This is a genomic window from Streptomyces sp. NPDC048436, assembly GCF_043200355.1.
GTDB lineage: Bacteria > Actinomycetota > Actinomycetes > Streptomycetales > Streptomycetaceae > Streptomyces.
In genome coordinates this window covers 73,474-90,741 of sequence record NZ_JBICXP010000006.1, presented here as the reverse complement: position 1 = coordinate 90,741, position 17,268 = coordinate 73,474, and the positions used below count along the sequence as shown (strand labels likewise).

The 17,268-nt window shown below is 69.7% G+C and carries 12 protein-coding genes; 5 read left to right on the top strand and 7 right to left on the bottom strand.

What is annotated here, in order from left to right; genetic code table 11:
• Window positions 1–233 precede the first annotated feature (233 nt).
• Window positions 234–890, top strand: a complete 657-nt coding sequence (locus ACGFX9_RS21670; RefSeq protein WP_393474241.1) for a class F sortase — start codon at window positions 234–236, stop codon at window positions 888–890.
• A gap of 50 nt (window positions 891–940) precedes the next feature.
• Here ACGFX9_RS21670 and ACGFX9_RS21665 read toward each other — a convergent pair whose 3' ends face one another.
• Together ACGFX9_RS21665 and lysX are read right to left on the bottom strand one after the other, a co-directional pair.
• Window positions 941–1,786 carry a polysaccharide deacetylase family protein gene (locus tag ACGFX9_RS21665; RefSeq protein WP_393474238.1) on the bottom strand — a complete coding sequence of 282 codons (846 nt, stop codon included), beginning with the start codon at window positions 1,784–1,786 and terminating at the stop codon, window positions 941–943.
• Between the two features lie 94 nt (window positions 1,787–1,880).
• Window positions 1,881–5,183 carry a bifunctional lysylphosphatidylglycerol synthetase/lysine--tRNA ligase LysX gene (gene lysX, locus ACGFX9_RS21660; protein ID WP_393474235.1) on the bottom strand — a complete coding sequence of 1,101 codons (3,303 nt, stop codon included), beginning with the start codon at window positions 5,181–5,183 and terminating at the stop codon, window positions 1,881–1,883.
• Between the two features lie 125 nt (window positions 5,184–5,308).
• On the opposite strand from lysX, the gene ACGFX9_RS21655 reads away from it, so the two are divergent.
• Together ACGFX9_RS21655 and ACGFX9_RS21650 are read left to right on the top strand one after the other, a co-directional pair.
• Window positions 5,309–5,770, top strand: coding sequence for a universal stress protein (locus ACGFX9_RS21655; RefSeq protein WP_393474232.1), 462 nt, complete (start codon window positions 5,309–5,311; stop codon window positions 5,768–5,770).
• 85 nt (window positions 5,771–5,855) lie between these two features.
• Window positions 5,856–7,280 (top strand): amino acid permease, encoded by a 1,425-nt coding sequence (locus ACGFX9_RS21650; RefSeq protein WP_393474229.1) that lies wholly within the window; start codon window positions 5,856–5,858, stop codon window positions 7,278–7,280.
• A 9-nt stretch (window positions 7,281–7,289) separates the two neighbouring features.
• On the opposite strand, the gene ACGFX9_RS21645 is transcribed toward ACGFX9_RS21650, so the two are convergent.
• From ACGFX9_RS21645 to ACGFX9_RS21630, 4 genes are all read right to left on the bottom strand, one after another.
• Window positions 7,290–8,918, bottom strand: a complete 1,629-nt coding sequence (locus tag ACGFX9_RS21645) for an extracellular solute-binding protein (protein WP_393474227.1) — start codon at window positions 8,916–8,918, stop codon at window positions 7,290–7,292.
• Window positions 8,919–8,975: 57 nt separating this feature from the next.
• A complete protein-coding gene (locus ACGFX9_RS21640; RefSeq protein ID WP_393474224.1) occupies window positions 8,976–9,899 on the bottom strand; it encodes a carbohydrate ABC transporter permease in 924 nt (307 codons plus the stop codon).
• Entirely contained in the window at window positions 9,896–10,843 is a 948-nt protein-coding gene (locus tag ACGFX9_RS21635) for an ABC transporter permease (protein ID WP_393474221.1), read from the bottom strand. The genes ACGFX9_RS21640 and ACGFX9_RS21635 overlap by 4 nt, the downstream gene beginning before the upstream one ends.
• 204 nt (window positions 10,844–11,047) lie before the next feature.
• A complete protein-coding gene (locus ACGFX9_RS21630; protein ID WP_393474218.1) occupies window positions 11,048–12,202 on the bottom strand; it encodes an ROK family protein in 1,155 nt (384 codons plus the stop codon).
• A 95-nt stretch (window positions 12,203–12,297) separates the two neighbouring features.
• Between ACGFX9_RS21630 and ACGFX9_RS21625 the strand changes: the two genes are divergently transcribed.
• Window positions 12,298–15,216: a glycoside hydrolase domain-containing protein gene (locus ACGFX9_RS21625; RefSeq protein WP_393474215.1), complete on the top strand. Its 2,919-nt coding sequence runs from the start codon at window positions 12,298–12,300 to the stop codon at window positions 15,214–15,216.
• A 38-nt stretch (window positions 15,217–15,254) separates the two neighbouring features.
• On the opposite strand, the gene ACGFX9_RS21620 is transcribed toward ACGFX9_RS21625, so the two are convergent.
• A complete protein-coding gene (locus ACGFX9_RS21620) occupies window positions 15,255–16,454 on the bottom strand; it encodes a CapA family protein (protein ID WP_393474212.1) in 1,200 nt (399 codons plus the stop codon).
• Between the two features lie 289 nt (window positions 16,455–16,743).
• On the opposite strand from ACGFX9_RS21620, the gene ACGFX9_RS21615 reads away from it, so the two are divergent.
• Window positions 16,744–17,259: a hypothetical protein gene (locus ACGFX9_RS21615; protein WP_393474209.1), complete on the top strand. Its 516-nt coding sequence runs from the start codon at window positions 16,744–16,746 to the stop codon at window positions 17,257–17,259.
• Window positions 17,260–17,268: the final 9 nt, after the last annotated feature.

The window sequence follows — 17,268 nt, the reverse complement described above, 5'->3', positions numbered from 1 at the left end:
GGCGATCGGCCGTCCTGGTGAGGCGACACGCCGAAGCGCAGACGTACAAGCCGATATTGCCGCAGGTCACGGACCGTCAGAAATTTCCTGCCGACCACGACTCGGATGGCTCACCCCCGGTATGGCCGCCACCCGTTCGCTCCCGCTCTGTCGCCTCTCGCGTGCGCCGCGCTTAGCGTGCTTGTACGCGCAACGGACGCGGTGCGAATGCCGCGTTGAGAGGGGATCAGAGAATGCCTTCGTCCCAGCCGGCCGATGAGGAGGAACAGCCGAGGAAGCGCGCGCCCTGGGGCGTAATGGCGCTTGTTCTGCTGACCGGCCTCGCACTGATCCGGAATGGTTCAGGGGAATTCGACGTGGGTCCGCCCCAGCCGGCTTCGGCCGCCGCCGCGGACCAGGCTCCCCAAGACGCGGGGCAGGGTGTCGCCCCGCTGACGTTCGCGCCCGCGGCGCGCATCGGCATCAAAGGGATCCAGGTGGACGCGCCGGTCCTGCCGGTCGGGCTCGACGAGGACGGCTGGGTGGACGCGCCGCCGCCCGAGGACCCGAACCTCGCGGGCTGGTTCACGGGCGCCGTTTCGCCGGGCGAGAAGGGCACATCCGTGATCGTCGGCCATGTGGACAATCAGCAGGGCCCCGCCGTCTTCTACGGCCTTGGCTCGCTGAAGAAGGGAAACCGCATCGAGGTCCTGCGCACGGACCGCAAGACAGCGGTATTCGAGATCTACGGGATCGAAGTCTTCGAGAAGCGCGATTTCCCGGGCAGCCGCGTCTACAGCGACAAGGGGGCGCCGGAACTCCGCGTCATCACCTGCGGCGGCGGTTTCTCCAAGCGGTCCGGATATGACGGGAACGTCGTCGTTTTCGCCCGCCTGGTGGACGTACGCTGACGGCGAATGCGCCGGCGGTTCACGACACATGGCGGGCGAAATACCGCGCCCTACATTCCGTAGCGGCTCGGCACCGTGATCCGATAGCCCGCGTCGATGAGTTCGGGGAGATACGTCCGCAGGGCGTCCACGCTCTGGGAACGGTCGCCGCCCGCGTCGTGCGAGAGCACGACGACCCCGGGGGCGGCGCCGGCCCGTACACGCCGGATGATCGTCATGGTGCCCGGCTCGGTCCAGTCCAGGGTGTCGACGGTCCAGGCGAGCGGCTCCATGCCCAGCTCGGCGCCCAGCTGGAAGGCGTTGCGGTTCCAGGCCCCGTAGGGGGCACGGAACCAGAGGGGCGGCTCGCCCACGGCGTCCTCGACGACCTCGCAGGTGCGCTCGATCTCCTCGCGCATCGCGTTCCGGGTCAGCTTCGGAAGCAGCGGATGCGTCCAGGTGTGATTGCCGATCACATGCCCGTCGTCGGCCATCTCGCGCAGCAGGTCCTTGTTGTCCACGGCCATCTCGCCGCAGACGAAGAACATCGCGCGGACGTCGTACCGGCGCAGGGTGCGCAGGATGCCCGGCGTGTAGCGGGGGTCGGGCCCGTCGTCGAACGTCAGCACCATGGCGCGGCCGTCCCCGTCCATGCGCAGGATGGGCTTCCTGCGTACGCGGAGCCGGGCGCGGGCGGCGTGCGGCGGGCCGTAGCCGGCGATGGGCTGGAGGCGGTACGCGGAGGGCTTGAGGGCCCGCGCGGCCGGCGGGCCACCGGCCGCCGCACCGCTGGGCACCGCGGGTCGGGGCGTGCCCGGCCGTTCGGTGCCCATACAGCCGGTGGCCGCGGCCAGACCGAAGACAGCGGCGGCGCGCAGGAGCGCGCGACGCCCTGGAGTCATCTGATCCTTTTTCATTACTAATCCGTCGCATGGCGGAAGGCCGACGCCGGACAGCAACACCACCGCGGGCCGCGAAAGCACCCGATGGGACCAGCGGAAACAAGGAGGATCAGCGGCGGCGTACGAGCGGGAAGGGCAGCGTCTCGCGGATCGTCAGGCCGGTGAGGAACATGACGAGCCGGTCGACGCCGATGCCGAGCCCGCCGGTGGGTGGCATCGCGTACTCCAGGGCGTCGAGAAAGTCCTCGTCCAGTTCCATCGCCTCCGGGTCTCCCCCCGCGGCAAGCAGCGACTGCTCGGTGAGGCGGCGGCGCTGTTCGACGGGGTCGGTCAACTCCGAGTAGGCGGTGCCCAGTTCGGTTCCGAAGGCGACCAGGTCCCAGCGCTCGGCGAGGCGCGGGTCGGTGCGGTGCTGACGGGTCAGCGGGGAGACGTCGGTCGGGAAGTCCTTGTAGAAGGTGGGCAGCGTCGTCTTCTCCTCGACGAGGCGCTCGTACATCTCCAGCACGACATCGCCCCTGCCGTCGTCCGGCTGGTACGGCACGTGCGCGCGGTCGCAGAGCCGGTGCAGTTCCGGCAGCGGGGTGTCGGCGTCGATCTCCTCGCCGAGCGCATCGGAGATCGCGCCGTAGACCGTCTTGACCGGCCAGCGGCCGGAGATGTCGTGCTCGGTGAGCCGCCCTTCCGCGTCGGCCTTGCGGGCGACGGGTGAGCCGAAGGCGGCGGTGGCGGCGCCCTGGACGAGTTCGCGGGTGAGGTCGAGCATCACGTCGTAGTCGGCGAACGCCTGGTAGGCCTCCAGCATCGTGAACTCGGGGTTGTGCTTGTACGAGACCCCTTCGTTGCGGAAGGTGCGGCCCATCTCGAAGACCTTCTCCATGCCGCCTACGCAGAGCCGTTTCAGATACAGCTCAGGCGCGATGCGCAGGTAGAGATCGAGGTCGTAGGCGTTGATGTGGGTGGTGAAGGGGCGGGCGTTGGCGCCGCCGTGGATCTGTTGCAGCATCGGGGTCTCGACCTCCAGATAGCCGCGGTCGAGCAGTCCCTGGCGCAGGGCCTGTACGGCGGTGGAGCGGGCCCGGACGACGTCGCGTGCGCCGGGGCTCGCGACCAGGTCGAGGTAGCGGCGGCGGACCTTGGCCTCGGGGTCGGCGAGACCGTGGCGCTTGTCGGGGAGCGGGCGCAGGCACTTGCCGGTGAGCCGCCAGTCGGTGACGAAGACGGTGAGCTCGCCCTGGTCGCTGCTGCCGACCGTGCCGGTGGCGGTGATGTGGTCGCCGATGTCGGTGGCCGCGGTGAAGCGGTCGAGGACGCCGGGTCCGGACCGGTCGCGGGTCAGGGCGAGCTGGCGGTCGCCCGACCAGTCCCGCAGGACGGTGAAGACGACGCCGCCGAAGTCGCGTACGAGCATGACGCGTCCCGCGACCGTGACCCGATCGCCCGTCAGGGCTGGCGTGACCTCGGCGAGGGTATGGGTGCGCGGCGGGAGGCCCACCGGATAAGGGTCGACGCCGTCGGCGCGCAGCCGGTCGAGCTTGCGGTGGCGGATGCGGGCCTGGTCGGAGAGCGCGGCCAGCGGGTCGGCGTCCGCCGCGTCCCCGTGGCCGACGAGCCCGAGGGCGGAGATCGGCGGGAGGCCCGCCGTGTTCGCGGGCTTGGTGACGCCCTTGGGCCGCCGGCCCTTGCCCCAGAGCTTGCGCAGCGAGGGCACGGAGACGAAGCCTTCGGCGATGCCCGAGGCGAGGCTGATCCGGGCGAGGGCTCCGGCGTCGCCGTAGCAGATGAAGCGCGGATACCACTCGGGGTGGTACTTGGCGTTGGAGCGGTAGAGCGCTTCCAGCTGCCACCACTTGGAGAAGAACAGGAGCAGCCTGCGCCACAGCCGCAGGACGGGTCCGGCGCCGATGCGGGCGCCCTCCTCGAAGACCGAGCGGAACACCGCGAAGTTCAGGGAGATGCGGCGCACCCCGAACTTGCCCGCGCCCGCGCAGAGTTCGGCGACCATGAACTCCATGACGCCGTTGGGCGCGGTCGCCCGGTCGCGGCGCATCAGATCCAGCGAGATGCCGTCCTTCCCCCAGGGCACGAGGGAGAGCAGGGCGATGAGCCGGCCGTCGGCGTCCAGCGCCTCGACGAGCAGGCAGTCGCCGTCCGCGGGGTCGCCGAGGCGGTCGAGCGCCATCGAGAAGCCACGTTCGGTCTCGGTGTCCCGCCACGCGTCCGCCTTGTCGACGATCGCCTCCATCTCCTCGTCGGTGAGGGTGGAGTGACGGCGGATGCGGGTGGTGGCGCTGGTGCGGCGGACCCGGTTCACCGCCTGCCGTGTGACGCGCATGTCGCGGCCGTCCAGGTCGAACCCCGCCACGTGCAGGATCGCCTCGTCCCCGAGCTGGAGCGCGCCGAGTCCGGAGCGGGCGTACGCGGTGGCGCCGTCCTCCGATGCGCCCATCACCGCGGGCGCCCACGCGTACCGCCGCGCCACGTCCAGCCAGGCGCCGATCGCGTGCGGCCAGGCCTCACGGTCGCCCACGGGGTCGCCGCTTGCCAGGCAGACGCCCGCCTCGACGCGGTAGGTGACGGCGGCCTTGCCACTGGGCGAGAAGACGACGGCCTTGTCGCGCCGGGTCGCGAAGTAGCCGAGGGAGTCCTGGGCGCCGTACGTGCCGAGCAGCGCGCGGATGCGGGGCTCCTCGTCGCCGTGCAGGGCGGCTTCCATGCGCTGGGAGCGGAAGAGGGTCGCGGCGGCGTTCAGGAGGGCGAGGGCGCCGAGGAGGCCGAACCAGAAGTGCAGGGCGCGCGGTGGTCTGCCGTCGAAGTAGTCGTGGCCGGTGAAGAGACCGCCGCAGACGCGGTTCACCGCCCAGAGCAGGGCCTCGCCACGCGGCAGCGTACCCGGGAAGAGCGCGACGAGGCCCCAGCCGACCAGGATCGCCACGGCGAGCCCCGCGGCGAGCACGGCGATGGCCCGCCGTACGGCGCCGCGGCGTGAGTCGGCTGAGAACTCCTTGCGGGCCAGGATCAGGAGGACGAACGCGATGCCGCAGACGACGAAGGAGGGCAGCGAGTCCGCCCAGAAGCCGAGAGCCATGCCGAGCACGTCGAAGGCCAGCAGGAGGCCCAGATACACGATGACGAGCCACCAGGCGACCTTCTTGCGCGCCCCTGTCGCCGCGGCGAGGAGGAAGAGGAAGACGGCGTACGCGAGGTTGGGGCTCACCGGGACCGTGAGGAGGTCCAGTACGCGGACGAGAGGGCGCAGGAGGTGGCGCAGCGGGGCGATGATCGCGAGGACCGCGCAGAAGAGGCCCAGGAACCCGAAGAAGACGGCGAACCCTTCGGGGACGCGGCTCAGGAAGCCGCCGCGTGCGGTGGCCGGGCCTTTGCTGCCGGGGCTCTCCACGGTGGTGCTCATGGACCGACCCTAAGAAGGCTCGACCGGCGCCGCCCGTCGAGAAGGCCGGTTCGTCGAGAGGGTGCGCGCGTCCTCGGCCGTGGGCGCCCTCAACGGGAACGGACGTCTCCGTTAACCTCTCGGCTGTGACTGAAGACCACTCCCACCAGTTCGAACGCGGCACCGACGGACCGAAGGTGATCGTCGTCGGTGTCGACGGGTCGGACTCCTCACTCCGTGCCGCGGCATATGCCGGAGGCCTTGCCCGTCGCCAGCGCGCGCTGCTCGTCGTCGTCTACATCCAGCCGGTGATGGCCGCGGGCGCCGCGCTCGGCGCCCCGGTCGCCGAGACGACCGACGAGATCGCCGAGGGGCTGATCACCGAGATCAGAGACGCCGCCGAGCGGGTGAAGGACATATTCGACGTGCGCTGGGAGTTCCACACCTTCCGCGGCGACCCCTACAGCGGTCTGGTCACGGCGGCGGACGACCTCAAGGCCGACGCCGTGGTCGTCGGAGCCTCCGAGCAGGCGGGCCACCGGATCGTCGGATCGGTCGCGGTACGCCTGGTCAAGGCGGGCCGCTGGCCCGTCACCGTCGTGCCGTAGCCCGTGTGGCGTCTTCCGTCGCGCACGGGCCTGGGCCATCATGAGCCGCCATCAGCCGACTGCCGTCTGCGAAAAGGTGGAGCTCATGGCGGGACTCCGGATGGGGCACGGCGTACTGCGCCGCAAGCCCATCGAGAACATCGAAGAGACCGAGGGGGAATCGGGCGGCGGGCTCTCCCGCTCGCTCGGCCTCTGGCAGCTCACCGCGATCGGCGTCGGCGGGATCATCGGCGCGGGCATCTTCACCCTCGCGGGCACCGTCGCCAACGGCACGGCGGGACCCGCGGTCCTCATCTCGTTCCTGATCGCGGGCGTGGCGAGCGCCGCCGCCGCCTTCTCGTACGCCGAGTTCGCGGGCCTCATCCCGAAGGCCGGATCGGCGTACACGTACGGCTATGTGGTGCTCGGCGAACTCACCGGCTGGTTCATCGGCTGGGACCTGCTCCTTGAGTACACGGCGATCGTGGCGGTGGTCGCCATCGGCATCTCCGGCTACTTCAACTTCCTGATCGAGGACATGGGCGCCGAGCTGCCCAACTGGATGCTGGGCGCGCCAGGCACGGGCGACGGCCACAGGGTCGACCTGTTCGCCGCGGTGCTCTGCCTGCTCATCGCGTATCTGCTGACCCTCGGCATCAAGAACGCGGCGCGCTTCGAGATGATCGTGGTCGTCCTGAAGGTCATCGTGGTGCTCATCGTCATCGCGGTCGGGTTCTTCCACATCAACACGGGGAACTACAAGCCGTTCTTCCCCTTCGGCGTCAGCGGGGCGTTCACCGGTGCGGCGACGGTCTTCTTCGCGGTCTTCGGCTACGACGCGATGAGCACCGCCGCCGAGGAGTCCAAGGACGCCCAGCGCCACATGCCGAAGGCGATCCTCTACTCGCTGGCCATCTCGATGGTCCTGTACGTCCTGGCCTGTCTGGTCCTCACGGGCATGCAGGGCTACAAGGACATCGACCCGGAGAGCGGATTCTCCACCGCCTTCAAGTCGGTGGGCCTCGGCGGTCTCGCAGACGTCATCGCGGTCGGCGCCATCATCGGCATCCTCACCGTGATGTTCACCTTCATGCTCGGCGTCACCCGCGTCTGGTTCAGCATGTCGCGCGACGGGCTGCTGCCGAAGTGGTTCGCCAAGACGCACCCGACCCGGCATGTGCCGACGCGCGTGACGTGGATCGTCGGCTTCGCGTCGGCCGCCATCGCCGGTTTCCTGCCGATCGGCGAGGCGGCCGAACTCACCAACATCGGGATCCTGTTGGCGTTCGTCGTGGTGTGCGTCGCGGTGATCGTGCTGCGCTACAAGCAGCCCGATCTGCCGCGTTCGTTCCGCTGCCCCGGGATGCCGGTGGTGCCGGCGATCGGGGTCGTCTTCTCGATCTGGCTGATCACGTTCTTGCAGTGGCAGACGTGGGTGCGGTTCGCGGTGTGGTTCGTGGTCGGCCTTGCCGTGTACTTCGGGTACTCCTACCGGAAGTCGGAGCTGGCGAAAGCCGACCGCGTTCCTTAGCGGGGGGGCTCAGGCGCTCTCGATGGACTTCTGGAACTCCCGCGCCATCTGCTCCAGGCCCTTGCTCTTCCACTCCGCCCAGAACGGCTTCCATTCGCTGATCTTCTTGCGGCCGCTGACGATGTCGTTGACGAGGTCGGTCGCCTCGGTCGACATGCGGCCGTAGTGCTGGGTGTACGCGTCCGAGTAGTGGCCGACGACCGGGTTCTGGATGGCGGTCTCGATGAGCTTCTGCTCGGCGGCGTACACGTCCTTGACGTCCTGGGCACGGTGGGTGCCCGGGAACGTCGAGGCGACGAGCGCGAAGGGCGAGGTGGTCGCCGTGGTCAGTCCACTGAAGAGCCCCTCGACCTGCTGCTTCCCCTTCTTCGTGCGCTCCGGGAAGCCGTTCTTGTCGTACGTGAAGTCCTCGCCCTCGGTGCCGAATTCGAGGAGCTCGCGCTCGGTCGTCCCGAAGGGCGCGGCCAGGTAGTCGAGCACGCGGAGCAGCATGCGCACGCGCTTCTCGTCGCCCTTCTTGATGGCGGTGTAGCCGATGGTGCCCAGGTGGTAGTGGTGCTTCGGCTTCTTTCCGTCCACGCCGAACGGGATGAGGATCTCTGCGGCCAGGCCGGGGTCCTGGACGCGGATGTCCTTGCGTGCGTTGAAGGGGTTGGCGAAGACGGCCGCGCCGATCGCCCCCTGCGCCAGCTTGGTGTTGGCGTCGGCCATCTTGGGGTTGCCGGGGTAGAAGACCCCGGCCTTCTTCAGCTTGAGGACGAAGTTCAGGGCTTCGGTGTACTCGTCGGTCTCCTGGAACCAGGTGAGCGAACCGTCCTTGTTCCGGCGCCACTTGTTGGGGGCTCCGAAACACTGGCTCATCACGCTGGCCGCGTTGACGTAGATCGGCTCAAGGGCCCAGACCTTGCCGCCCGTGACCTCCTTGCACTTGGCGAGGAACTCGTCGGGGCTGGTCGCCGAGAAGCCGTCCGCCTTCTCCCAGACTTCGGGATTGCCGCCGTAGACCTGCCCGAAGGCCGGGTACGGGCTGGGCGCGCCCCATATCTTGCCGTTGACGACCGCGGTCTTCCAGTGCGCGGGGGTCATCGCGGCGAGGTTCGGATAGCTCTTCACGGCATCCCCGGAGACGTACTCCGTGATGTCGGCGCACTTGGCCTCGAGCAGCTCGGCGATGTGCTGGATGCCCTGGTTCGGCGGTATCCACATCAGGTCGGGGAGTTCGCCGCCCGCGATGACCGCGGAGAACTTCTCCTCGTAGCCGGGGTCGGTGCCCAGGATCGCTTCCAGGTCGACACCGAGCTCCTTGTTCACCTTCTTCCAGTGGGTGTTGGAGCCCGCGGGGGTCGGCGGCTGCGTCCAGATCTCCGTCAGCACCGTGACCTTCGAACCGTCGCCGGGGGTCTTCGGGACGCTGCGCACCAGGTCCTTGGGGTACGAGAGGAACCCCGCCGACAGGCCCTTCGCGTTCGGCGGCAGGTCGGGCTTGACCTTGCCGAAGGGGACGTACGAAGGCAGCTTCACCTTCGACGATGCCGCCTCGCCCGTCTTCTTCGCGCCCGAGCCGCAGCCCGTCAGCGAAGTGGCGGCCGCCCCCGCCGCGACGGCGGTGGAGAGGCTCAGGAAAGTGCGTCGGGACATGCCTGTCATGGGGATCTCCGCAAAGGGGGTTCAGGGGAAAGTCAGGAGGAGGCGAGTTCAGCCCTTGATGGCGCCGGTGAGCACGCCCTTGGTGAAGTACTTCTGCAGGAACGGGAAGAGCAGCAGGATCGGGATGAGCGCGATCATGACGACGGCCATCGAGATGGACTGCTGCGGCGGCATGTGGCTGACGCCGAGCTGGTCGCCGGAGATGGACTTGCCCTGGACGACGTAGGTGCGCAGGACCAGCTGGATGGGCCACTTGCCCGAGTCGTTGAGGTAAAGCATCGCGTTGAAGAAGGCGTTCCAGTACGTCACGGCGTAGAAGAGACCGACGACAGCGACGACGCCCTTGGAGAGCGGCATGACGATGCGGGTGAGGATGCGCCAGTCCCCCGCGCCGTCGATGCGCGCCGCCTGGTACAGCTCCTCGGGGATGTTCATGAAGAACGCCCGCAGGACGACGAGGTTGAAGGCGTTGATCATGACGGGGAGGATCAACGACCAGTAGGAGTCGAGGAGTCCGAGCTCCTTGACCACCACGTACATCGGCACCATGCCCGGCACGAAGAGCAGCGTGAAGAGCACCAGGAGCAGGATCGGCTTGCTGCCGGGGACCCCGCGCTTGCTGAGGCCGTACGCGAGGGCGATCGTCGTCAGGAGCGAGAGTGCCGTGCCGACGAGCGTGATGAGGACGCTGACGACGACGGCGCGGGAGACGATGCCGCCGGAGAGGATCGTGCGGTACGCCTCAAGGGTCGGGTCCGTGGGGAAGAGGACGAAGCCGCCCGCTTCGGTGATCTCCTCGCGTGAGGCGAGGCTCGTGGAGAGGACCGTGAGGAAGGGCAGGATCATCACGGCGCAGATGACGGTGATGACAACGGCCTTGGCGGTCGAGCCGATCTTCGTCGGCGGCTCTTCCCAGGCGGGCCGCTCCTCGCGGGCTCGCCGGGTGCGCAGGGGGAATCCGAAGCTGCTCATTTGCTGTACACCCCGTGCTCTCCGAAGGCGTGGGCGACCTTGTTGGCGCCGTAGATCATCAGGGCCCCGATGACGCCCTTGACCAGGCCCGCGGCGGCGCCGACGCCCCAGTCGCCGTAGACGACGCCGTGGTAGTAGATGTACGTGTCGAGGACTTCCGACGCGCGGGCGCCGACCGCGTCGCGCTGGAGCAGGAACTGCTCGAAGCCGACGGACAGGACGTCGCCGAGGCGGAGCACGAGCAGCATGATCGTGACGCCGCGCACGGCGGGCAGGGTGACGTGCCACATGCGCCGCCGGCGTCCGGCGCCGTCGACGGCGGCCGATTCGTACAGGCTCTGGTCGACGCTCGCGAGCGCGGCCAGGTAAATGATCATGCCCCAGCCGATGTCCTTCCAGATCACCTGTCCGGTGATGAGGAGCGAGAAGGTGCTGGGGTCGGTCATCACGTCGAGGGCGGACATGCCGTGGTCGCGCAGGTAGTTGCTGAACAGGCCTGCGCCGCCGAGTACTTGCTGGAAGAGCGCGACGACCAGGACCCAGGAGATGAAGTGCGGCAGATAGACGACGCTCTGCACGAACTTCTTGACGCGGGGGCTGACCAGGCTGTTGATCAGCAGGGCGAGGGCCAGCGGGGCAGGGAAGAAGAAGATCAGCTGGAGCGCGGCGAACGCCAGGGTGTTGCGGACCGCTTCCCAGAACGCCGGGTCGGCGAAGAGTTCCTGGAAGTTGGCCAGGCCCACCAGGGGGCTGTCCTTGAAGCCGATGAAGGGCTGGTAGTCCTGGAAGGCGATGACGTTGCCGAGCATCGGCAGATAGAAGAAGAGCAGGAAGAACAGCAGGCCAGGGGCGATGAGGGCGAGCATCACCCAGTTGTTCCGCAGCCGGACGCGGAGCGGGACGCGCCGGTGGCGCGGCGGGCCCGGTGACTTCGGATCCGGCACGGGTGGTGGCGACGCGGCTCGCGGCCTGCGTTGCGTTGCTGGGGATGTCACACGTACTCCCTGGCCTGACGGCACGACGGAACAGACGACACGACGGGACGGAAAGGGACGGTCCATCGGCAGCCGGCCAATTAAGAAGCCAACTTGCCGAAAGAGAGCCACATCATCGAAGCGTCGTCGGCGTCCGTCAACCACCTTCCGGTCCTAAGGAGTTGGACTTTTCTCCGCGGCGTGATCGATGTGTTCCAGTGCGAGGCGGGCTGCCCCGATTGCGGTGGATTCCTCGCCGAGTACGGAGGTTTGGACCGTCGGCCGGTAGGGGCAGAGCTCTCCGAGCCGTGCCGCGAACGGCTCGCTGAGCAGGGCGCCCGCCCGCGAGATGCCGCCGCCGAGCACCACGGACTGCGGGTCGAGTACGGCGACGTGGCGGGCCAGGCTGTCGGCGAGCGCCTCGGCGAACGCGCGCAGGGTGTACTTGGCGCCGCCGTCGCCCGCCGCCGCGGCGGTCACCACCGCGCGGGCCGCGTTCTCGCGCGTGGGCCGGTCCGCGCCGTCGTGCCCCGCGAACCAGTCGAGAAGCCGCTGGTAGCAGCGCCCCCAGCCGTCCCCGGCCACCATCTCCCCCGCCGCCCCGTGGTGCCCCCGGTGCAGTTCGCCGCGGAGCCAGAGGCCGATGCCGAGGCGGTTGCCGACGTACAGGTACACGCAGTCGCGGGCGCCGACCGACACGCCCCCGGTGCACTCGGCGAGGGTCGCGAGCTGGATGTCGTTGCCGACGACGACGGGGCCGTGGCCCGCGTCGGCGAGTTCGCGCGTGAGGTCGAGGCCCGTCCACTGGGGCAGCGAGTCGCTCTCCACGACCCGGCCCCCGGAGTCCACCATGCCGCTGGTGCCGACGCCGGTGGCCAGCGGGCGCACGCCGGCCGCCGCGGGCTGCGCCAGGCAGCCCGCGATCGCCTCGCGGACGGCGTCGAGGCGCCGGGCCGCCGGGAGTTCGGGCGTGACGGCGACACGGCGGGTGGCCACGGTGCGCCCGAGCAGGTCGGCGGCGTGCACCAGGATCTTGTGCGCGCCGATGTCCACGCCGAGGACGTGCGCGGCCTCGGCCCGGAAGCGGAATCGCCGGGCGGGCCTGCCCACGCTTCCACTGCCCGGCTCCAGCTCCACCAGGCGTCCTTCGCGCAGGAGCTGAGCCGTGAGGTCCTGGGCCGTGGGCCGCGACACGCCGATGAGGGAGGCGAGTTCGGGCACGGTGATCTCGTCCCGCTCGCGCAGCACGCGCAGGGCGGCGGCGGCGTTGAGGCGGCGCAGGAGTGACGGATCTCCGCTCATGGCGCTGCTGCTGGCCGTGGCACTCAAGGCGTCCCCCTTGACAGCGTGATCGGTTGATCTCCAGTGTGACCCGGAGCGATTGAGAAACTTACCTAATAAACAGCGCCCTTGGGGGAGCACAGATGGGTGAGACTGGTCATCCGGAGCTGGCATGCGGGATCGGCTCCTGGGACAGCGACGTCTACGGTAACCACCGGCTTCTCGTCCGCGCCGACGGCGCGGCCCCGGCCGTCGCCGCCGAACTGCCTTGGCGGCGCCAGGATCCGGACCCCGGGTCGGTGGACGTCATCGTGGTCGGACCGTCCGGGGAACGCGTGCGCAACACCGTGGCCGTGGAGGTGACGGGCGAGAGGGGCCGCATCGCCTTCGAGCCGACGGACGGCCCCGGCACCTACGCCGTGCACTACCTCCCGTACGCGCACACGGGCAAGCCCTACTACCCGCAGGCCGCCTACCGGCCCCCGACGCGGACGGCGGACCCCGGCTGGATGCACCGCTGCGGTCTGCACGATCCCGCCGGGTGGGAGAAGCTGCCGCGCGCGGAGGCCTACGGTTACGAGGCGGCGAGCGCGGTCGACTCCTTCGCGCCGCTGGGCTTCGCGGCCACGGACGACGAGTGCGCGCAGCTCCACCAGGCTTATGCGGGCGAGCGGTTCGTCCTCTTCGGCGAGGACCGCGCGCATCCGCTCGGCCGCTACGAGCGGCTGCCCGCCCGCTGGGCCCTGGCCACTCCGTTCGCGCCGCTGGACGTCGACGCGGAGCGCGGGGAGTTCTACCCGGTGCAGGTCGGCGTGTACGCCTTCCAGGAGCTGCCGGACGTGCGCGCCGAGGTGCGCGGACTCCCCTTCCCCGTACGGTGCGTGAGCACGGGCGGCATCGACGCGCGCGGCAAGGCCTTCGAGCGACGCGTCGAGGTCGGCGCGGGGCGGGCGAGCGCTCTGTGGTTCGTCGCTCAGATCCCTGAGGACGCCCAACCCGGGCTGTACGAAGGGGAGATCGCCGTCCGCGCGTCCGGCGCCCCCGAGCGGATACTGCCCCTGCGCCTCACCGTCAGCCAGGACCTGGTCACCGACGGAGGCGCCGGTGAGCCGTGGCGGCTCGCGCGCATCGGCTGGCTGGACTCGGCGATCGCGCAGGACGACGAGGTGGTGGCTCCCTTCACCCCGGTCGCGATCGAAGCCGACGTCCGGGCCGACGGGCAGCGCCTCGCGATTCTCGGCCGCACGGTCGACCTCGGCCCGGACGGGCTCCCCCAGCGGCTCACGTCCACGTTCACGCCGAGCGTCACGAGCGCCGAGGGGCCACCGCGTGAGCTGCTCGCCGCGCCGGTCACGCTGGACATCGGCCGCCCTCTGGAGCACGAGACGCTCACCCTGGGGAGGCGAGGTCCGGCGCGGGTGCATTGGTCCGCACGGGCTTCCGGTCAGGACGTACTCCTGTGCACGGAGGGCGAGTTGGAGGCGGACGGCTTCCTCGTCGTACGCGCCACGGTCGAGGCGACCTCCGACACCGAGCTCGATGTGACGCTGGACGTGCCGGTCCGCGAGGAGGTCGCCCGGTACGCGATGGGGCTCGGCCTGACGGGCCGGGCGTGCCCCCAGACGTACGACTGGAAGTGGGACACGCCAACCCGCAACCAGGACGCGTTCTGGCTCGGCGACCCGGCGGCAGGCCTCCAGCTCGGCCTGCGCGACGAGCACTACGCGCGCCCCCTCAACACCAACTACTACCGGGAGAAGCCGCTGCGCACGCCACGTTCCTGGGCGGGCGACGGGGAGGGCGGGGTGCGGCTGCGCACAGCGGACGGGGTGCGCCGCCTCTCCGCCTTCAGTGGGCCGCTGACCCTGCGTGCGGGCGAGAGCCGGTGCTTTGAATTCCGGCTGCTCCTGACCCCGTTCAAGCCCCTCCAGCCGGGTCGGCAGCTGTCCGAGCGCTACTACCACGCGTACGCGTCCCCCACGGAGATCGCCGAGTACGGCGCGAACGTCGCCAATCTGCACCATGCGACGCCGCCCAACCCGTACATCAACGACCCGCTCCTCGGCGCGGACGCCCTGCGCTCCTACACCGAGGAGGCGCACCGGCTCGGTATCCGGATCAAGGTGTACGACACGGTGCGCGAACTGACCCGCCACACCCCGGAGTTGCCCGTGCTCGCCTCCCTGGGCGACGAGATCTTCGCGCCCGGGCCAGGCGGTGGGCACGCGTGGCTGCGAGAGCACATCAGCGGGGACTACGTGCCGGGGTGGGTGGCCCCCGACGTAGGGGACGTCGCGGTCGTCACCTCGGGTGACTCGCGGTGGCACAACTCCTATGTGAGCGGCATCGAGCGGCTGCGGCGCGTCGTGGAGACCGACGGTCTCTACCTCGACGACGTGGCGTACGACCGCACGACCATGAAGCGCGTCCGCAAGGTCCTGGCCGCTTCCGGCGAAGCTCCGCCGCTGGTCGACCTGCACTCCTGCAACCAGTTCCGCGCGCCGGACGGCTTCGCCTCCAGCGCCAATCTGTACGCGGAGCTGCTGCCGTACGTCGACCGGCTCTGGCTGGGTGAACTCTTCGACTACGACGGCCCTGACGGCTCCGCCGGGGGCGATCCCGCCTACTGGCTCGTGGAGATCTCCGGCATTCCGTTCGGGCTGATGGGCGAGATGCTGGAGGGCGGCGGGAATCCGTGGCGGGGTCTGGTGTTCGGGATGACCGCGCGGGCGCCCATGACGGACGTACGACCGCTGTGGCGGGCCTTTGACCAACTCCGGCTTCCGGAGGCGGAGATGACCGGATGGTGGGCCGGCGGTTCGCCTCCCGTCAGTACGGGTCGGGACGATGTCCTCGCCACGACATGGGAGGGGCCCGGCGGGACCGTGACGGCGCTTGCCTCATGGGCTTCGGAGGCGGTGGACGTGGTCCTCTCGTCGGCGGCGGGGCCGGTCGCCGCGTACGCGCCCGCGATCGAGGGGTTCCAGGTCGAGCGGCGGTTTGCGGCGGGTGAGGTGGTGCGGGTGGAGCCGGGGCGGGGGTGGCTGGTGCGGGTCGGCTAAGACGTTGCCCTACCCGACCCCGCCCCTCCCCCGGTCGGCTACTGCCCCATCCGCAGCCCGTCCTTCTCCGCGCCGCGGCTCAGGACCACCTGGCGGATGCGGTCGCGTACGGCGGAGACGTCCGCGCCGCGGGACAGGGCCGCGTTCAGGTTGGTGACACGTCCCGTGGCCGTGTTGAACCACTGCGGGATGAACTCGGCCTTCTTCACCTGCCAGCGGGCGCCGGGGGACGCGGGCGGTTCGAACGTGAAGCGGCCGATCGTCCCCTGGTTGCCCCGGGGGTCGTTCGCGTCGTCGTCGTTGATCATGTCGCCGGCGATCTGGTCGCCCATGCCGTAGATGACCCAGGTGCCGTTGACCTTCTCGTAGGCCTGGGGAATGTGCGCGTGGGTGCCCAGGATCAGGTCGATGTCGGGGCGGCCGTTCGTCCGGGACGCCGTGAGCTGCTTGCCGAGGCTCAGCTGCTGACGGTCCGGGGCGTCCTGCCACTCCGTGCCCCAGTGGACGGAGACGAGGACCACGTCCGCGCCCGCCTTCCGTGCGGCGCGCGCGTCCGCGACGATCCGCTCGCGCTCGATGAGGTTGACCGTCCAGGGCTTGCCCTCGGGCAGCGGGTTGTCGTTCGTGCCGTACGTGTAGGCGAGCTGCGCCACCTTCGCGCCGCCCGCGTGCAGCCAGGCCGGTGACGCGCCCTCGGCGGCCGTACGGCCCGAACCCGCGTGCCTGACGCCTGCCTTGTCGAGTGCGCGGAGCGTGCGGCGCACCCCGGCGGCTCCGTCGTCGAGCGTGTGGTTGGAGGCGGTGGAGCAGGCGTCGTAGCCGGTGACCTTCAAGGCGTGGGCGATCTCGGGCGGGGACTTGAAGCTTGGGTAGCCGGTGTAGTCGCCCTTCTCTCCGTAGACCGTCTCCATGTGACAGATCGCCAGGTCCGCCTTGGACACGACGGGTTTGACCCCCGAGAGCATCGGCACGAAGTCGTAGCCGTCGCCGCCCGCGTCGGCGTTGGCCTTGTCGATGATCGAGGAGTGCGGGAGTACGTCTCCGGAGGCGACGAGGGTGAAGGGGCGCGGCGCGTCGGGGCCGCCGTGGGCACCGTGCGCGTGTTGCTCTCCCTGCTGCCCGGGTTTCCACTGCCGCGTGGGGGCTTCATTAGCCGTACAGGCGGCGGTGGCGGTGAGAGCGGCTCCGATCATTACGGCCGCTAGAACGACTGTTCCCTGCGAGGTGCGCTGCGTCATCGACCAGGCTCCGAGAATGGGGGATATTCGTCGAAACGAATCCACATTCGGACACAAGGCCGAGTCAAGCAGCAATGCCGCCATAGTCCCTGAAACGGACTCATATTTTCTGCCTATGTGACACGAAGAACAAAGGGCCGCCGACCTGCGACGAAACCGGGGGCTGGGTCAAGCCTCGGCAAAGCGCCTTGCTCAGACCCCCCTCGGGGTAATCGGCTGTCCTCATCCGTGTTCCGGAATTGGGGGCCAGAGCCGGCGACGCGCACGGACCGGAGGAAGGCGAGACGGGATGCTGCACGAGAGCCGAGGAAACACGGAGGGCCCGAGTGACGGCGAACTGGCCGTGCCGATGGCGTGGTTGTACGCCGAGTACATCGCGGACGAATTGCTGCGCACCGGCGATTTGATGCCTCCGACGTCGTTCGAATACCGCGCGGGGCGTGATGCTCTGGCCCTGACTATTTTCCTCTCCGACACGAGAGGCGAGTTGTCGGGCATCCGCGTGGTCTCCCAGCTGGAGACGTGGCTGTCCCTTACGGCCTACGACCAGCCGTGGCAGGACTGGGTCGGCGAACGGATGGCCGTGCTCACGGCGGACGCGATCGGCTCCGGGGAGCCCGCGCCCGATCTGGTGCTCGCCGACCAGGCGTGGCGCTGGCTGGAGGAGACGGAGCTGCTCGCACCCGATCTGGACGCGGTGCCGGGCGGCGGGTCGGCGGGCAGCGAGGACGACGGGCCGAAGGTGTGGACGGCGGCGTGGCGTCTGGGGTTGCCGCTCGGGCACCTGGCGATCCATCTGTTCTGACGTCACGGG